The 17,073-nt window shown below is 34.2% G+C and carries 8 protein-coding genes; 5 read left to right on the top strand and 3 right to left on the bottom strand.

All coding sequences use genetic code 11. The features are described 5' to 3' along the window. Window positions 1-36: 36 nt before the first annotated feature. Together IQ05_RS08765 and IQ05_RS08760 are read left to right on the top strand one after the other, a co-directional pair. Window positions 37-675: a rhomboid family intramembrane serine protease gene (locus IQ05_RS08765; protein WP_144892077.1), complete on the top strand. Its 639-nt coding sequence runs from the start codon at window positions 37-39 to the stop codon at window positions 673-675. Window positions 676-724: 49 nt separating this feature from the next. Beyond that, window positions 725-1,414: an SIMPL domain-containing protein gene (locus tag IQ05_RS08760; protein WP_144892075.1), complete on the top strand. Its 690-nt coding sequence runs from the start codon at window positions 725-727 to the stop codon at window positions 1,412-1,414. Between the two features lie 93 nt (window positions 1,415-1,507). Here IQ05_RS08760 and IQ05_RS08755 read toward each other — a convergent pair whose 3' ends face one another. The 3 genes from IQ05_RS08755 to IQ05_RS15450 are packed head-to-tail and all read right to left on the bottom strand — an operon-like array spanning window position 1,508 to window position 5,943. Then, on the bottom strand, window positions 1,508-2,671 hold the full coding sequence (locus IQ05_RS08755) for an FAD-dependent oxidoreductase (RefSeq protein ID WP_144892073.1): 1,164 nt from the start codon (window positions 2,669-2,671) through the stop codon (window positions 1,508-1,510). Window positions 2,672-2,692: 21 nt separating this feature from the next. Beyond that, entirely contained in the window at window positions 2,693-5,521 is a 2,829-nt protein-coding gene (locus tag IQ05_RS08750) for a LodA/GoxA family CTQ-dependent oxidase (RefSeq protein WP_208653358.1), read from the bottom strand. Between the two features lie 41 nt (window positions 5,522-5,562). Then, entirely contained in the window at window positions 5,563-5,943 is a 381-nt protein-coding gene (locus IQ05_RS15450) for a hypothetical protein (RefSeq protein ID WP_208653357.1), read from the bottom strand. 875 nt (window positions 5,944-6,818) lie between these two features. Here IQ05_RS15450 and bglX point away from each other — a divergent pair. The 3 genes from bglX to IQ05_RS08735 all read left to right on the top strand — a co-directional run bounded on the left by bglX (window position 6,819) and on the right by IQ05_RS08735 (window position 17,042). Beyond that, on the top strand, window positions 6,819-9,119 hold the full coding sequence (bglX, locus tag IQ05_RS08745; RefSeq protein ID WP_144892119.1) for a beta-glucosidase BglX: 2,301 nt from the start codon (window positions 6,819-6,821) through the stop codon (window positions 9,117-9,119). 242 nt (window positions 9,120-9,361) lie between these two features. Further along, window positions 9,362-13,516 carry a hybrid sensor histidine kinase/response regulator transcription factor gene (locus tag IQ05_RS08740; RefSeq protein ID WP_144892071.1) on the top strand — a complete coding sequence of 1,385 codons (4,155 nt, stop codon included), beginning with the start codon at window positions 9,362-9,364 and terminating at the stop codon, window positions 13,514-13,516. A 421-nt stretch (window positions 13,517-13,937) separates the two neighbouring features. Then, window positions 13,938-17,042 carry a SusC/RagA family TonB-linked outer membrane protein gene (locus tag IQ05_RS08735; protein ID WP_144892068.1) on the top strand — a complete coding sequence of 1,035 codons (3,105 nt, stop codon included), beginning with the start codon at window positions 13,938-13,940 and terminating at the stop codon, window positions 17,040-17,042. Window positions 17,043-17,073: the final 31 nt, after the last annotated feature.

Raw genomic sequence — 17,073 nt, 5'->3', positions numbered from 1 at the left:
AATTACTATCTTTACACATAACAAAAAATACGGAATATGAATACTGTTTTATTAGCATTAATAATTGTTAATGTATTGTTTAGTTACAAAGGATTTAACGACTTGTCTTTTTTTAGAAAATACGAATTTCATGTAGGAAGCATTAAAGCTGGAGAACAAATCCGAATGATTACCTCTGGTTTTTTACATGCAGATATGATGCATTTATTTTTTAATATGTTTACCCTGTGGATGTTTGCTCCAGTAGTATTAGGGCAGCTGGGTAACTTTTCATTTTTATTAATTTATTTCGGCAGTTTAATATTTGGCAGTTTACTTACTATGGTTTTTCATAACAATGATTATGGGTATAGAGCTGTAGGCGCTTCTGGAGCTGTTACAGGAGTATTGTATTCAGCTATATTATTGCAACCCGATATGATGTTAGGAATATTTTTTATAATTCCAATGCCTGCCTATATTTTTGGGATCTTGTATTTATTGTACTCAATTTATGGTATGCGCGCTAAGAATGACAACATTGGCCATACGGCACATTTTGGTGGAGCTGTAGGCGGTTATCTAATTACTTTAATAAAACAACCTACTATGTTTGTAGATAATACGATGATGGTCATTATTTTAGCTATTCCTATTGTAATTCTTTTTATAATGGTAAAGCTAGGTAAGTTATAGTGGCATAACTTTTGGTAAGTAAAATACGATAACCTTAAATTTTGTAAAAATGAAAAAAGCAATTGTAGCATTCAGCCTATTTTTTATCTCTATGTCTTATGGTCAAGAAGTAAAACCTACGCCCCAAATAAATGTAAATGGAGAAGGAAAAGTAAAAGTTATCCCAGACCAAGCTACTATTAATGTTTCGGTTGAAACCAAAGGGAATGTAGCTAAGGACGTGAAAAAAGGAAATGATGAAAAAATTGATGCTGTAATCAAGTTTATAAAAAAAATGAACATACCGGCAGGGGATTTTAAAACGCAACGCGTAGCTTTGAATCCGCAGTATGATTATGAAAAAAAGAAACACAGCTACAATGCAGTTCAAACCATTGAAATTGTTATAAGAGATTTATCAAAGTATGATGAATTGATGGAAGGTTTAGTAGAACAAGGAATTAATAGAATAGATACCGTAGTATTTCAATCCTCGAAGTTAGCGCAATATCAATCAGAAGCAAGAAAGCTTGCTATGAAAGACGCCAAATTAAAAGCAGAAGATTATGTATCGGTTTTAGGACAAAAAGTAGGGAAGGCACTTGTAATTTCTGATAATTCTCAAACTTATTATCCACAGCCTATGTATGCTGCTATGAAAAGCGTAGAACGCATGGATGCTAGTGAACCTAGAGAAACCCTAGCAGTAGGAGAAATAAATATTACAGCTAATGTTTCTGTGAATTTTATATTGGAATAAAAAATCATGTACTTTTTAAAAAAAAAATCGGAACTATTTTAGTTCCGATTTTTTTTGTGAATAGATTTAACGATTCACTTTCATTCAAAGGTTTTAAATATTTGATGGTGCTAATTGTCTTCTCTTCCAGAATTCAGACTGAGGCCAGCGTTGATCTTGGCTATAAAAATAAGACTTATGTTTGAGGTAATAATCCCAAATTTGATTCATTTGTTGCGTATAAATCTCTTGAAATACTTCCTCTTGCGCCTTGTTTGTCTGTTCTATTATTTGATATTTTTGTAGGAGATCTGTAAGCTGTAGTGCACTCGCCATCGCATTAAACATGCCTTGGGAAGAAAGTGGATCAAAACTTACCGCAGCATCGCCAAGTGCTGCCCATTGCTTTCCTGCTACTTCATGAAGCTTACTAGAATTTGCAGCCACCGTACCATGAAATTGTATGGGTTGCTTATTTTTCGAAAGAATACTCGCCATCTGTTTATTGCCTTTTGCTAATTGTAAAAAGGAATCGGCGCTTTTTATTTGAGATCGTTCTATTAAATCAGCATCAGTTTGAAATGCAATAACCCTTTTATTATTGGGCAAGGGTGCACTGTACCACCAGCCTTCCTCGCATGACGAGATAGTGCTCATTGAAATCGTTTCATGATTATCTACTGTGGCCCAAGTAGCTACAAGTTTGTCAATGATGTCGCGTTTGATATCTAACGTTCGAGCAAAATGAGATTGTCTACCACTAGCATCAATAACAAATTTTGCAGTTATGCATGATTCAATTGGTTCTGGTGTCGTTTCGGAGGTTTTGATGTCAATAGTCCACAGATTATTATCATAAGCAGCAGTTTGAAGTTTATATCCAAAAAGACACTTCACACCACGTTGTTCAGCATTGGATCGTAGATAGACTTCAAATTCCTTTCGGTTCAATTGCCAGCCAAAACCATCTGGATTGCGCAAATGATCTACAATAGTGCTAGTATCACTACCCCAGTAGGATTGTGTTCCTGTGTTTTGTTGTTGTATTTGCTGGTTAGCAGGATAAGCTTTGTTTTCTAAACCTTTTAATAGATCTAGCTGTTTTAAAATGCGTCGTGCAGCAGGTGGCAAACATTCGCCAATACGATCAACAGGTTGTGCTGCTTTGTCAATTAAAGCAACTGTATACTTTTTAGATAAAGCGATGGCTGCAGTACAACCTGCAATGCCACCGCCTATAATAGCAATATCTACTTTTGTAGCCAATTTCTTATTCATTGGTAAAATGCTTTTGTACAATTATTTAGGTGAATAACGTCTGAAACGGTTTCCTTTGTCTGTGCCTGCTAAGCTTATTTTATTGCTGCCAGGATGCTTGGCTTTAGTTAATGCAGAAGCTTTTGAATTCAGTAAATTTAGCAATTTTTGTACACTTGGCGTAGCGGCAAAATCATCAGACAACTCGTTTTCAACTAAAGCAGTCAATTGATCTTTTGCCTTAGATAATACGTCTTGTTCTGTAAACAATTCTTTATGTGATAATTCTGTTGCTGCGGCCTTAAGTGTATCTTGAACACCTTTACTAAGTGATTTTCTACTTTTTAAGATATTTTCTAAATCCTTGAGGGCTTCTTTAAGTAAAGTGGCTTCTTGTGCTGGAGATGGTGTAATTCCTACTTGCATTTCAGGAGGGAAATTCTCATTATTTGGGACTCCTTTTCTAGGTTGTACAACCGCCAGTTTGTCAAAGTATTTTACCATACTATTAATTTGATTCGTGTAGGTTGGATCTTGGCCGTCAAGTGGTAAATCGTCTAACCACATTTTACGGAAAGCAAAGGCTTGCTTGCGTGTTTCTTCGGCATTGTTGTCATTTATAACTTCCTTGTAACGTTCTTCGTCTAAAATATTATTGGGTACACGAGCCGGCCAAAACGTAGGAACATAAGGGTCGTACGATGAGGTGTATCCATCTCTACAACTAGCAGTATCTGTTTGCCAAGGGATAGCCATCCAGCGACTAATTCCACCTGCAACTTGCCCGCCTAATAAAGGTCCTTTGGCTAAAGTAAACACATCGCTATTCATCATAGGGCCATAATAACTGCTGTCAACTAGAGGTGTTTTTGGAGCATGAAGTAATCTAAACGGTGCAGAGTACATGCCAGCAGTTCGCATAGGCCATGTCATTTCGCATCCTGGATGAAAAGCATCTGCCAAACAAAATTCCATAGCGGCTTTAGTCATCATATCTGGCTGTTCGGCAACGGGTAATTTATCTAAAGTTATAGGTTCAGGTACATGCGGGCAACCCGTCATGTCTATGTAATCAGCATCAAAATCTCCTTTAACCCATTGGTCTATAAAAGACAATTGTAAATCTGATAAAACAGAGTTTTGTCTCATAGAACCTACTGATGGAATACTAATAGCATCGCCATAAAGCCAAGGCCATAATTGAGGTGCTTCTGCTCCTGAGGTGCCGTATCTTCTAAAACTATTTGAAATCGTGCGTCGCATTTCGATATTGGCAGAAGAAGGATCGTTCAATCGTACTTTCCATTTAGAGGTGGTGTAGTCAAATTGTCCGCCCCAACCAAAAGCTGCTGCAAAGGCTGCGTTGACCCATTGTAAGTTGGTCATTCGTTCAAAAATGGGCAAGATATCCTTAGTAAATGAAGGTCGTACAGGGCGTGGCATCATCCCTGAACTTACCGCTACATCGCGCATTAAATCCCACATGGTTCTTACTGATTTTTGCATAGGAGCATAATCAGGCGGCGCACAAACAACCCAAGCTGGATCTACTTTAAGTGCCACACCATTATATTCTACTTCGGCAGTAACAGGTCCGTCTGAAATATCATCATACCAACCTTCGTTATTGGCAAAAGTTATAGCAATATCTCCTTTTAAATTTTCAGAAACTCCGTAGCCACCTAGCATAAGTAAACGTCCTTTTTCATCAGTGCGCATTTCGCCTAGATATACTGGTTTTTCTTGAAATTTACCTACAAATGGATGTCCTGAGGTTACATTTGGTTTGTTTATTGTTTGTAAACCACCATCAATAATGAGTGAGTTTCTATCTTTTACATCAATATTTCGAAGTAATGAAGGTGGCGCATCAGCAGCATCTGGAATGTCCAACGCAATTTGGAATTGGTACCAAGAGGCCTTTTGATTGGCTAAATGGGAATGCCAAACAATTTTAGAATTCTCAGCGGTTAACTCTTTGATGGCTTTTCCTGCTGCATTGAAACCGTATATTCTAAATTGTGCGGCTTGTCGTTTTAGGGCGCCAGTAGCATCGCGGTACGCATTATCGCTAGACATTGGTACAGGCTCTGAAACCAATGGACCAATAAAGTACTCGTTTTCACTATTTCCTACACGCGTAACACCTATGGGAGGATAAATTCCAGCTTTGACAATACAATCACTATTTTCGTCCACATTGCCTTTGAAAGGGCGGTTAACTTTCTCTGGTTCTTGAGTCGATTGTCCGTTTGCTTGATGTCGAACTTCTGAACTAGCGGCATAAACTACTTTTCGAACCGCTGCAATAGAACCCAGTGGTTCGTGCTCTTTTAGTGTGCGGAAAATATTAAACGAAAGATTTGTGCCAAATTCAGCTTGACCAATAGCACAAATGTCTTGTTCAGGGAAATACAATTCTGCAATAGCTATATACGGACTTTCTTCTGTGCTCCAAACGGCTTGCGCATCGTCTAGAGGCATTGTTTTGTCATTTGTGCGTAACTGAATTTCAAAACGAAATTTTGCTGATTTAGTTCGGAGGCGTTGCTGTAAGTCGAGTGCTAAATAATTATTATCGTCAAAAGGTGCTCCCTGGTAAGTATCTTCGGGAACTAGCCGGTATTTTACAATTTGTTGTTCTCCTAACTTAAAAGGAAGAATTGCCCAATATGTAGCACTCAAACAGCTGGCTTCTTCTTTGTTCATGGCGTTTAGAATAGACGCCAGTTTAGGATGTTTATTGATGTACGAATCGTAATCTTTGTCGATAACTCCAGCGGTAGTAAAACTGCACATTTGTTGTGCATCACGAGCAAAAAAACGATCTATGTTTTGGAAAATGAAATCAGCGTTAGTTCCTGTTCCCAAAAGTTTAGGACCATCGACGCCAAATAGCTTTAAGCCAATACCTAAAGTGGAGTGTAAGTCTGGTGAAGAAGGGCTGGTATCGCTTGAGAAACGAACAGCACATTCATAATAGAGCTACCTGCAAAAATGCCGATTTTATATTTTGGATCAATATTTTTATTTATTGTAAATGTTCCGTAACCAATGCCGTGTTGTTTGCGAAAAACGGGACGTTCAGCTGGTTGCTGTCCGCTTTCGATACGGGTTTTTTGTCCTAGTTCGACAAACATTTCCTCGAGTCGTTGCGTTACTATTTTTAGGTTGCCATCACTATCCCAACAGGCAACATTATTAGCTGTAGGTTTTGTTTTTAATAAAGCTGATTTATTTTCAGCTGTACTTATAGTGCTTGGTTTTTCTGGTTTGTTTGCTTTTTTAGCCATAAATTGTTTGATTAGTTTTTTTGCAAACCAAAGAAAGCATTTTTAACTAGCTTATCCTTGCGTATAAATACTTGATTTTTAGAAAACAGAATAAATTTTTAATTCTAAGAAAATAAAGCAGCACTGATTTGTAGTTTAAAAATGAGATAAGAAACGAATATCAGATAGTTTTCTACACTATTTCGTCACTCTGCCCCTGATAGCAACGAAAAGCCCGCAAGGGTAGGAGCCTTACAAAAACAAAACCCAAAACAGCGACCAACGGAAGCTCGTTTTGGGTTTATGTTTTTAGGGCGATTCCCGCGGACTTGTAGTGTATAGCAGGAATAGGCAGCCAGAGTTAATGGTATAAAGTGTTGTTACAAATTATTTCGCATGCAATACTTTAAATTGTTAATGTTTTTTGAAGATTTGACAGCCGAAAACATTAAATAAACGTGGATTTGCATAGCCTTTAGGTCTCATTATTTCATTCAAAACACTTGTATCTTTTAAAACTAAATAACCAATTGTTCTTTTATACTTGTCTTTATGGATCTTGCAATTACAGTTTTTTCAAAATTTTAAAACTAACTTTTTTTCACATTTATAGCACTACTAAAAAAATACAGCGAATCTCAAATAGTGTTCATTGATGCCAGTAAAAGGAATCACTATGATGTTTAGATTTATGTAAATACACCATTTGTAGTATAGAATGCTTCAAATGTTATATGCTATCTATTCCCTGAAATCTACATTTACAATCTAAGAATTTACTGATTTCGTACAAATAAGATTGTAAAATTATTTTATTCAAAATACATAATAGTAAAAAATTACAATCTACACTTTACTAGGTGTTTTTAACAACGCTACAAAAAACTAAAAAAATGATGAAAAGAAAATTTAAGAATTATGCATTTCTAATGCTAATCGTTTTAGGAAATGGATATGCCCAATCAAAAAAACACTTGGATGCCAATAAACCAATTGAAGATCGGATTTCACTCTTGATGAAAGAAATGACGTTAGAAGAAAAAATAGGTCAAATGAATCAATACAATGGATCATGGGATGTTACAGGTCCAAAACCGGAATCAGGTTCTAACGAAGAAAAATATAATAATATAAAAAAAGGTTTGGTAGGTTCTATGCTAAGCATTAGAGGCGTTAAAGAAGTAAGAGCCGTGCAAAAAATGGCAGTTGAAGAAACCCGTCTTGGGATTCCATTGCTTTTTGGTTTTGATGTGATACATGGTTATAAAACGATAAGTCCTATTCCATTAGCAGAAGCTGCAAGTTGGGATTTAGAAGCCATTAAAAAGTCGGCACATATTGCTGCTGTCGAAGCTTCTGCTTCAGGATTAAACTGGACTTTTGCACCTAATGTAGACATTTCCAATGATGCAAGATGGGGACGAGTGATGGAAGGTGCAGGAGAAGATCCTTATCTGGGCAGCAAAATTGCGACCGCCAGAGTTAAAGGATTTCAGGGAGAGAGCTTAAGCGCTACTACGGCTATTATTGCTTGCGCCAAACATTTTGCAGGCTATGGTTTTGTAGAAGCAGGAAGAGAATATAATGGTGTTGATATGAGTAATTCTAAGTTGTACAATAGTGTATTGCCACCTTTTAAAGCGACAGTCGATGCAGGAATTCGTACTTTCATGAATTCATTCAACACCTTAAACGGAATTCCAGCAACGGGAAATAGTTTTTTGCAAAGAGACATTTTAAAAGGAGCTTGGAAATTTAATGGTTTTGTTGTTTCTGATTGGGCTTCTATAGCCGAAATGGTTACACACGGTTATGCAACCGATGGAGCCGATGCCGCTCAAAAAGCTGCTATTGCCGGTTCTGATATGGATATGGAATCTAATGTGTATGTAACTGAATTAGCTCAGTTGGTAAAAAAAGGATTGGTGAAAGAAAGTGTGATCGACGATGCTGTTCGTAGAATTCTTAGAGTAAAATTTGAATTAGGTTTGTTTGATAATCCTTATAAATATTGTGATGAAGCCCGAGAAAAATCAAGTATTGGAAACAAGGCCAACAACGATGCTGTTTTGGATATGGCTAAAAAATCAATTGTTTTATTGAAGAATACAAGTCCGTCTGGGAAGAATGAAAAACTGTTGCCATTAAAAAAAGAAGGAGTAAAAATCGCTTTAATTGGTGCTTTGGCAAATGACAAGAATAGTCCACTCGGAAGTTGGAGAATTGCCGCTGATGATAATACAGCAGTATCCGTTCTTGAAGGAATGCAATACTATAAAAACAATACATTAGTTTATGAAAAAGGAACTGATGTGGCTTTAAATAAACAATTATTTGTTGATGAAGTCCAAATTAACACCACTGATTTTTCTGGATTTGAAGCCGCAAAAAATGCAGCCAAACAAGCAGAAGTTGTGGTCATGGTTTTAGGAGAAATTGGTTTTCAAAGCGGTGAAGGACGCAGTAGAACTGAATTAGGTCTGCCGGGAAATCAGCAGCAATTATTAGAGGAAGTTTATAAAGTAAATCCTAATATCATTTTAGTTTTAAATAACGGGCGTCCGTTGGCGTTACCTTGGGCACAAGAAAATATTCCTGCTATTGTTGAAGCGTGGCATTTAGGAACTCAAGCTGGAAATGCAATTGCTCAGGTTTTGTACGGAGATTACAACCCAAGTGGTAAACTAACAATGTCGTTCCCGAGAAACGTTGGGCAATGTCCAATTTATTACAATTTGTACAATACGGGACGACCAACCAATAAAGATCAAAATGTTTTTTGGTCTCATTATATTGATGTAGAAAAAACACCATTATATCCATTTGGTTATGGATTAAGCTATACTTCTTTCGAATATAAAAATCTGAAATTAGCAAAAACTTCCTTCCAAAAAGGAGAAAAAATTGAACTAAGTGTTGATGTTACGAATACCGGAGATGTTGATGGGAAGGAAGTAGTTCAGTTGTATATAAATGATGTAGCCGCCAGTTTAGTTAGACCTGTTAAAGAATTAAAAGGTTTTGAACTTATTGCATTGAAAAAAGGAGAGACGAAAACCGTTCAGTTTACTTTAACAGATAAGGAACTTGGATTTTATGACAATACTGGTAAATTTTTGACAGAATCGGGTTTGTTTAATGTTATGGTTGGCTGGAATTCTAATGAAGGACTTACGAGTAAATTTGAACTAAAATAATTACTAACGAACTTAAAAACAAAAAGATAATCTTCATGATTTAATTTGTTTTTAATCAATTTATAGCCTGAGTAGATTAACCCTTATGAGGTTATTAATCTATTCAGGTTTTTAGCAATATGGTAAATCAGTAAAAAAGATTAAGTTTTCTGTTTAGTTTTATTAATATTGTTTTCGATATGGTTAAATAAATCAATTGTAAAGTTTGTTTCAAATGGAATTGATAAATATTAAAATGTAAAATGAAAAATATCAAATATATTCTTCTGTGCTGTTTTGGTCTTATAAATTGTTTGTTTTCTCAGGATAAATTTGAAAATTATCAATTTAGAAGTATACAGGAAACTACTTCAAAAAGAGCTATTTCTTCTATAGTTCAGGATAAAAATGGTTTTATTTGGGTAGGTACAAATGGCGCAGGTTTATATCGATATGACGGGGTAAATTATTTTGGATACAAACATGATAAAAAACAAGGTTCAGTAAACAGTAATTTTATTTATGCCACTTTTATTGATTCTAAGAATAATTTATGGATTGGTACTGATGTAGGCTTGTGTTTATACAATCGGGATCTGGATAACTTTACTAAAATCAATATTCAGGATGCAATTGTAAAAGGCTACGAACAGCCAATTACCATTAAAACAATCATTGAGGATAACAACGGCAATATCATTCTAGGATCGTATGGTTTTGGATTATTTAAACTACATGTAAAAACCTTAAAAGCATCCTTATTTCACTCAAAAGTTCTAGGAAAACCAAATTTGTTAATTAAATGTTCCGCAAGAAACAAACAGGGAATTATTTATTTAGGAACCAGTTACGGTGTTTTAGAGATCGATCTAAACGGAAAAGTAAAGCAGGTTTATAAAGACAAGTTTAAAAGAGAACCTTTATTAGATGATATAGAAAGTCTTGTCATAGACAAATTTGGATATTTATGGCTGGGAACCACTCAAAATGGGCTTATAAAGATTAAACCTGAAACAGATAATTATCAATTTGAGAATTTTTTTATTACCAAAAATAAAATTCTATCCATTGTACAAAGCAGTCAGGATTACATACTTTGCGGTACCGAAAATGATGGCTTATTGGTTGTAAATAGCAAAGGAGAAGTACTGAAAAAATACCTTCACAGTAAATACAATAATTTTAGTTTAAAGTCGAATTCAGTATGGTCATTATACGAAGACAAAGAAAAAAGACTTTGGCTGGGTTATTTCAATAAAGGGCTTGGCGTATTCGATAAGCCTAATAATAAATTCAATTCATTGGAGTCGCTGGTTAATAATGATAATTCCTTGCAGACTAGCTATGTAACTTCAATTGTAAAAGATAAAAAGGGCAATCTGATACTAAGTAACGAAGGTGGTGGACTTGATATTTATAATCTTTCTGCTAAAACTTATATCCATGTTAACAAAAATAATCAAAACTACTTTTCAGGTCTGGATGCCGTTGATATCCAGACGATTTTTATAGATAGTAAACAAAATATTTGGGTAGGAAGCTGGGATCGTGGTATCTATTTTTTGAAAAATGGAACTACCCGATTCATAAACTACAATACGACAAATACAGCTGGATTGAAATCGAATAGGATTTTTAGTTTTTCTGAAGACTCAAGAGGGCGAATTTGGATAGGAACTTTTATAAAAGGACTTCATTATTTTGACAATAAAAGCAACACTTTTGTGCATTGCAACACGAAACCATTTATTGAAAATGCTTTGGACCAAGCATTTATTCGAAAAGTTTTTGTAGACTCTGATAATATCTTATGGGTAGGAACGATTTTAGGACTCTATCAGGTAAACTTGCTTGCCGATTCCAGTTTTAGAGTTACAAAAATGCGGGATCAAATGTTCAACGATAAAACGAAGTATAATGGTATACAGACCATTTTATCAATTTATGAGTCAAACGATAAAAAAATATGGATAGGCACAGATGGAGAAGGACTGTTTAGTTATACTAAAAAAAGCAAGATATTTTCTAATTATGATGATTTTCCTGGTTTTGAAGAAAAATCCGTTCGTGCTATCATTTCGGATAATAATGGATCTTTATGGATAAGCGGTGGATCTGGTTTAACAAAACTCGATTTTAAAAAGAAACAAAGCACCAATTTCAATAAAGATGATGGTCTTGTTGATAACGAATTTAATAATAATGCGGTTTTTAAAGATGGAAATGGCGAGCTGTATTTTGGTGGTTACGAAGGAGTAAATTATTTTAATCCTAATGAAATTAAAAAAACAGAAAAAGCTCCAAGTCTGTATTTTAGTGATTTCAAATTATTTAATAAATCTGTAAAACCAAATGAAGAAAATGCTCCGTTAACCAAAGTAATTTCTCAAACAAAAGAAATTGTTCTCAATCATGCACAATCTGTTTTTACGATTGAATATGTTGGGATAAACTATAATTATTCTAAAAAAAACCAATATGCCTATTACCTTGAAGGTTTTGAGAAAGACTGGAATTATGTAGGCAATAACAGAACAGCTACATACACCAATCTGGAGCCTGGTACTTATGTTTTTAAAGTAAAATCGGCCAATGCAGATGGTTCCTGGAGCAATGTTCAATTAGAGCTAAAAATAAAAATCCTTCCTCCTTGGTGGAAAACCATTTGGGCTTATTTAATATATGCAGCGATATTAGTTTTCTTGATTAAATATTTCAATAAAATTTATCAAAATCGTTTTAAAGCCAAACAAGCCATAATTTTAGAAAGAGAAAAAACAATTCAGCTAGAGAAATTAAATAATAAAAAATTACAGTTTTTTACTAATATTTCGCATGAATTCAGAACACCGTTAACCTTGATTATTAATCCTCTTGAAGATATTTTAAGAAGTAAGAACTTATCGCGCGAAATACATAATAAATTAAAAATTGTACACAAAAGTTCAGATAGGCTTTCGAGACTTATTAATGAGCTGATGGATTTTAACAAATTAGAGTTCAATAAAATTTTCCTTCAGGTTAAAAAAATTGAAGTAATTGCGTTTGTACAAGAAATTATTGGCTATTTTGATGAGGAAGCAGCTGCGAGAAACATAACTATTGATTTCGATTCAGAACTGGAAAAACTTGAAGATTGGTTAGATCCTAAAATGCTTGAAAAAATAATATTTAATATCATCTCAAACGCTTTTAAATTTACTCCTGATAATGGCTTTATTACCATTTATATAGATGAATCAGATTCAGATCATTCATTACTAATTAATGGAAATAAAGTTCCATCTTTTTCAATAACAATTTCAGACACTGGCTCAGGAATCCACAAAGAAGATTTGAAAAGAATTTTTGATCGATTTTATCAGGTCAATAACCTCAATAAAGATTACTACGGAAGCACCGGAATAGGTTTAGAGGTTGTTAAAGAATTTGTAGAGCTTCACAAAGGAAATATTGATGTTGAAAGCACATTGGGAGAAGGAACAAAATTCATAGTAACATTTCCGTTAGGCAATTCTTTTTATAAGGAAAATGAAGTAGTGAATGAAGTTTTTGAAATAGAAAAAAATAAAAATAAGTTCTTGTTTGAGTCGAATAAATATCAGGCTGATGATGTTACTAACGAGTCAATAAAAGAAATTGTTACAGATACAGCAAAAGCTTACACCGTTTTGATTGTTGAGGACAACCTTGAATTACGGAATTATCTTAAAATGGAATTGAGTAAATCATATAAAGTTATTACCGCCGAAAATGGTAAAAAAGGTTACGAAATGGCCGCCCAGAAATTGCCAGATATCATAATTACGGATGTTATTATGCCTGTAATGGATGGATTACAGATGTGCAAAAATATAAAAGGAGATTTGAAAACAAGTCACATTCCGTTATTAATGCTATCTGCAAAAGCAATGGTACAGGACAGAATTGAAGGTATCGATTCCGGAGCTGATATATATTTGAGCAAACCATTTGAATTGGATATTTTAAAATCAAGCCTAGCACAGCTTATTACAAGTAGGCAAATAATGTTTAAAAAGTTTTATACCGGTATCACCAAACAAGGGAAGGAAAAAACAACATCTTTAGATAATGATTTCATTCAAAAAATTCTTCATTTTATTAATGAGAATCTGAGTGAATCTGAGTTAAGTGTAGAGTTGCTTTCTTCTAAAGTTTTCCTGAGTAGAAGTCAATTGTATCGAAAAATAAAAACACTAACGGGTGTTTCAGTAAATGAGTTTATTAGAAATGTAAGATTAGAAAAAGCAAAACAATTGCTCGAACAAGGCAATAAAAATGTAAATATCAATGAGATTAGTTATAAAGTAGGATTTACATCGCCTTCCTATTTTGCCAAATGTTATAAAATTAAATACGGTCATTTGCCAACACAACAAGCAGGATCAAAAGAGTAGAAAGGAAAAAATCCATAAATACTGCAGTTTAGAAAGCTTCAATTTTAAATCGGGGCTTTTTTTTAACCTTTTGCGGAACGTATTATTTGGATTTGCTTAAAATTATTATTCTACTAAAAATACTCTTATAAAATATTGCTAAATATATTTTAAATGATAATTTTTTGCTAATACTTTATTGTTGTTTGGCTAGTATTACCTAAAACCAATGGTCTCAAATGCTGTTTTGCATCAAATGATGCATGATTTGCTTCATCTGTGCTACAGTTTTACTGCTGTAGATTTTACTTTCGTTAAGAAATATTTAAGAAATAGTTTTTTTATCAAAAATTAAATACTAGGCTTGAAAAAAAACAATCCACCAAATATTTTAATCAACTTAAAAAAACTAATTAAATAATTCAACTCTAAACCAAATTTTATGCAGAAAAGAACAATAAAAATACTATTGTGTTTGATAGTGTGTATGTGGGGGAATTTTTTCTTTGCTCAAACTGTTAAAGGAAAAGTATCATCAGGAGGGCAGGGCTTACCTGGTGTTGGTGTACTTGTACAAGGAACAAAAAATGCAACAACTACTGATTTTGATGGAGGTTTTATTTTAAATAATGTAGATCCAAAAAGTACATTGATCTTTAGCTATATAGGTTATAAAAATGTTTCCATGCCAGCAGATACAAAGTCAGTAATGAAAATCGAAATGGTTAATGAACTTGAAAAGTTAAATGAAGTAGTTGTAATAGGATATGGAACTTCAAAAAGAAAAGATATAAATGGTGCCGTCACTTCTATTAAAGCATCCGAAATTCAAGACAAACCCTTCACTTCTATTGATCAGGCTCTTGTAGGTAAAGCTGCAGGTGTAAATGTTACTCAAAATTCAGGAACGCCAGGAGGTGGAATTTCTGTTCAAATTAGGGGAATTACTTCTATTAACGGTAACGAACCTTTGTATGTAATTGATGGAACTCCTGTTTTTGCGGACAGAAATAACGATTCCTTTTCGTTTAGCGCTTTAGGAGGAGGAAGCGGACAAACTAAAAATTCTGCTTTGGCGGGATTGAATATTTCGGATATCGAAACTATTGATATTTTAAAAGATGCATCCTCAACAGCAATATATGGTGCAAATGGTGCAAATGGAGTTGTTTTGATTACAACCAAAAAAGGGAAGAGAGGAAAATCGACTTTTTCATATGAAACCTATTTAGGAACGCAGCAAGTGACAAATTCAGTTGATGTTTTAAACTTGCCACAATATGCGGCTTATCAAGCAAAAATTTTCAAACTAAATGGCGAGCCAATTCCATTTCAATATCAAAAACCTGATTTATTAGGAAATGGTACAAACTGGCAGGATGAACTTTTTAGAAATGCTGCTATGTACAACCATCAAATATCATTTTCAGGCGAAAAAGAAGGAACAAGATATTACACGTCTTTAAATTATTTTGATCAGGAAGGAATTGTTTTGAATTCAGATTTCAACAGAATGTCTTTGCGATTAAACGTAGATTCAAATGTAAAATCATGGTTAAAAATGGGTAATAACATGTCAATAAGTAAGTCATCTCAACAAGTTGTCAGAAACGACGACAGAGGCGGTTTAGTGATGAATACCTTAAGACAATCGCCAGAGCTGCCGGTTAGAACTCCTGATGGTTCTTTTGCTGGTCCTACAACTGGTTTAGGAACTTCGGCCACTGAAGCAACGAACCCAATAGCTTTGGCGGAATACAATAATGCAAGATCAGACCGATACAAAATCAATGGTAACTTATTTGCTGATTTCACTCTTATAAAAGGGTTGGTTTTTAGATCAGAACTGGGATATGATTTGAATTTTGCAAAAAGTAGCTCTTTTGTACCAAAGTATACTTTAGGAAATGTGTCTGAACTTTTAAACAAATCATTCAAACAGCAGGATCAAAGCTTTTATTGGAGTTTAAAAAATTATTTGACGTATAATAAATCTTTTAATGAAAAACACAATTTTACCTTTTTGTTAGGTCAGGAATCACAAGAAAGCCAATACGAGTATTTAAGTGGTTACAGAACGGGTGAATTTTTAAATAAGGATTTCACCAACTTAAACATAGGTGATATTGATACTGCTATTAACGGAAATGGTTCTGGCAGATGGTCTATGGCATCTTATATTTCGAGATTAAATTATAGTTTTTCAGACAAGTATTCTTTCTCGGCTTCTGTAAGAGCAGATGCGTCTTCCAACTTTGGACCCAATAATAAGTGGGGTTATTTTCCATCATTTGCTGGAGGTTGGACAGTAAGTAACGAAAAGTTTTTTGAGCCTTTATCGACTACCGTTAATTATTTAAAATTCAGAGCAGGTTACGGTTCAGTAGGAAATCAAAATATTCCAGCGAATAGATACCAGACAATTCTTTCGCTGACAGCATCTCCATTTGGTGGCGTATCTCCAACAATTGATAATTTAGGAAATCCAGATATTAAATGGGAATCACTTAAATCTTTTGATGTTGGTTTTGAATTAGGAATGCTTGATAACAGAGTAAAATTAGATTTTGATTATTACGTTAAAAATTCCTATAATTTCCTGACGAAACAAATCAATGATGAATCAAATCAAAGCGCGCTGAATTATTTTTTGAACACAGGTGAAATTGTAACTAAAGGAATCGATCTTAGCTTAAATACTAGAAATATTTCAACCGAAAATTTTAATTGGGACAGTACTATTATTTTTTCAAAATATAATAATGAGCTAACTAGTTTTCAAGGTCAGGGTAAATCGTTATTGGGTAAAGTACAATTCGATTTATATAACGTGACTCGAACAACAGAAGGCGAGCCGGTTGGACAATTCTATGGATATGTTACTGATGGTTTGTTTAAAAATGCTACAGAATTAGCGGCAGGACCAATTCAGGAAACAGGAACAGGCATTGGAGATATCCGTTTTAAGGATTTGAATAACGACGGAAAAATCGATGCCAAAGACCAAACAGCGTTAGGAAGCGCAATTCCGGATTTTACCTATTCTTTAACGAATAACTTTAAATATAAAAACATGAGCTTATCAGTTGTTTTAACTGGTAGTCAGGGCAATGAAATCTACAATTTTACCCGTCATTACACAGACGGTATTTATCCTGGATTTGGAGATCGATTCGCCAATATAAGCGCAAGAGCTTTAAATTCGTTTGAAGCTGGGGTAAATGAAAATACAAATGAACCAAGAATTAGTCTAAATGATCCAAATGGGAATGGCAGAATCTCAAGTAGGTTTGTAGAAGACGGATCTTATTTAAGAATTCAGAATGTTTCTTTGAGCTACGATTTACCAAAGAAAATATTCGAAAAATCTATCATATCTAAAGTGAGATTGTATGTCAATGTTCAAAACCTATATACGTGGACTAAATATTCCGGTTTTGATCCAGCTTTAGGAAATTTAGATCAAAACATCACCCTAAGCGGCATTGATCTGGGTAGATATCCAGTGCCAAGAACGACCTCAATGGGTTTAAATGTAGAATTTTAAAATTTATGCAATAACACAAATTAATTTAAAT

The organism is Flavobacterium tiangeerense (assembly GCF_007830355.1).
In the GTDB taxonomy this organism is placed as follows: Bacteria; Bacteroidota; Bacteroidia; order Flavobacteriales; family Flavobacteriaceae; genus Flavobacterium; species Flavobacterium tiangeerense.
This window is presented reverse-complemented; position numbering and strand designations above follow the sequence as displayed.

Bases quoted from the DNA above. Each gene is read 5' to 3' on its own strand.
- IQ05_RS15450 (WP_208653357.1), bottom strand. From the start codon at position 5,943: ATGGCTAAAAAAGCAAACAAACCAGAAAAACCAAGCACTATAAGTACA.
- bglX (WP_144892119.1), top strand. From the start codon at position 6,819: ATGAAAAGAAAATTTAAGAATTATGCATTTCTAATGCTAATCGTTTTA.
- IQ05_RS08755 (WP_144892073.1), bottom strand. From the start codon at position 2,671: ATGAATAAGAAATTGGCTACAAAAGTAGATATTGCTATTATAGGCGGT.
- IQ05_RS08760 (WP_144892075.1), top strand. From the start codon at position 725: ATGAAAAAAGCAATTGTAGCATTCAGCCTATTTTTTATCTCTATGTCT.
- IQ05_RS08765 (WP_144892077.1), top strand. From the start codon at position 37: ATGAATACTGTTTTATTAGCATTAATAATTGTTAATGTATTGTTTAGT.
- IQ05_RS08740 (WP_144892071.1), top strand. From the start codon at position 9,362: ATGAAAAATATCAAATATATTCTTCTGTGCTGTTTTGGTCTTATAAAT.
- IQ05_RS08735 (WP_144892068.1), top strand. From the start codon at position 13,938: ATGCAGAAAAGAACAATAAAAATACTATTGTGTTTGATAGTGTGTATG.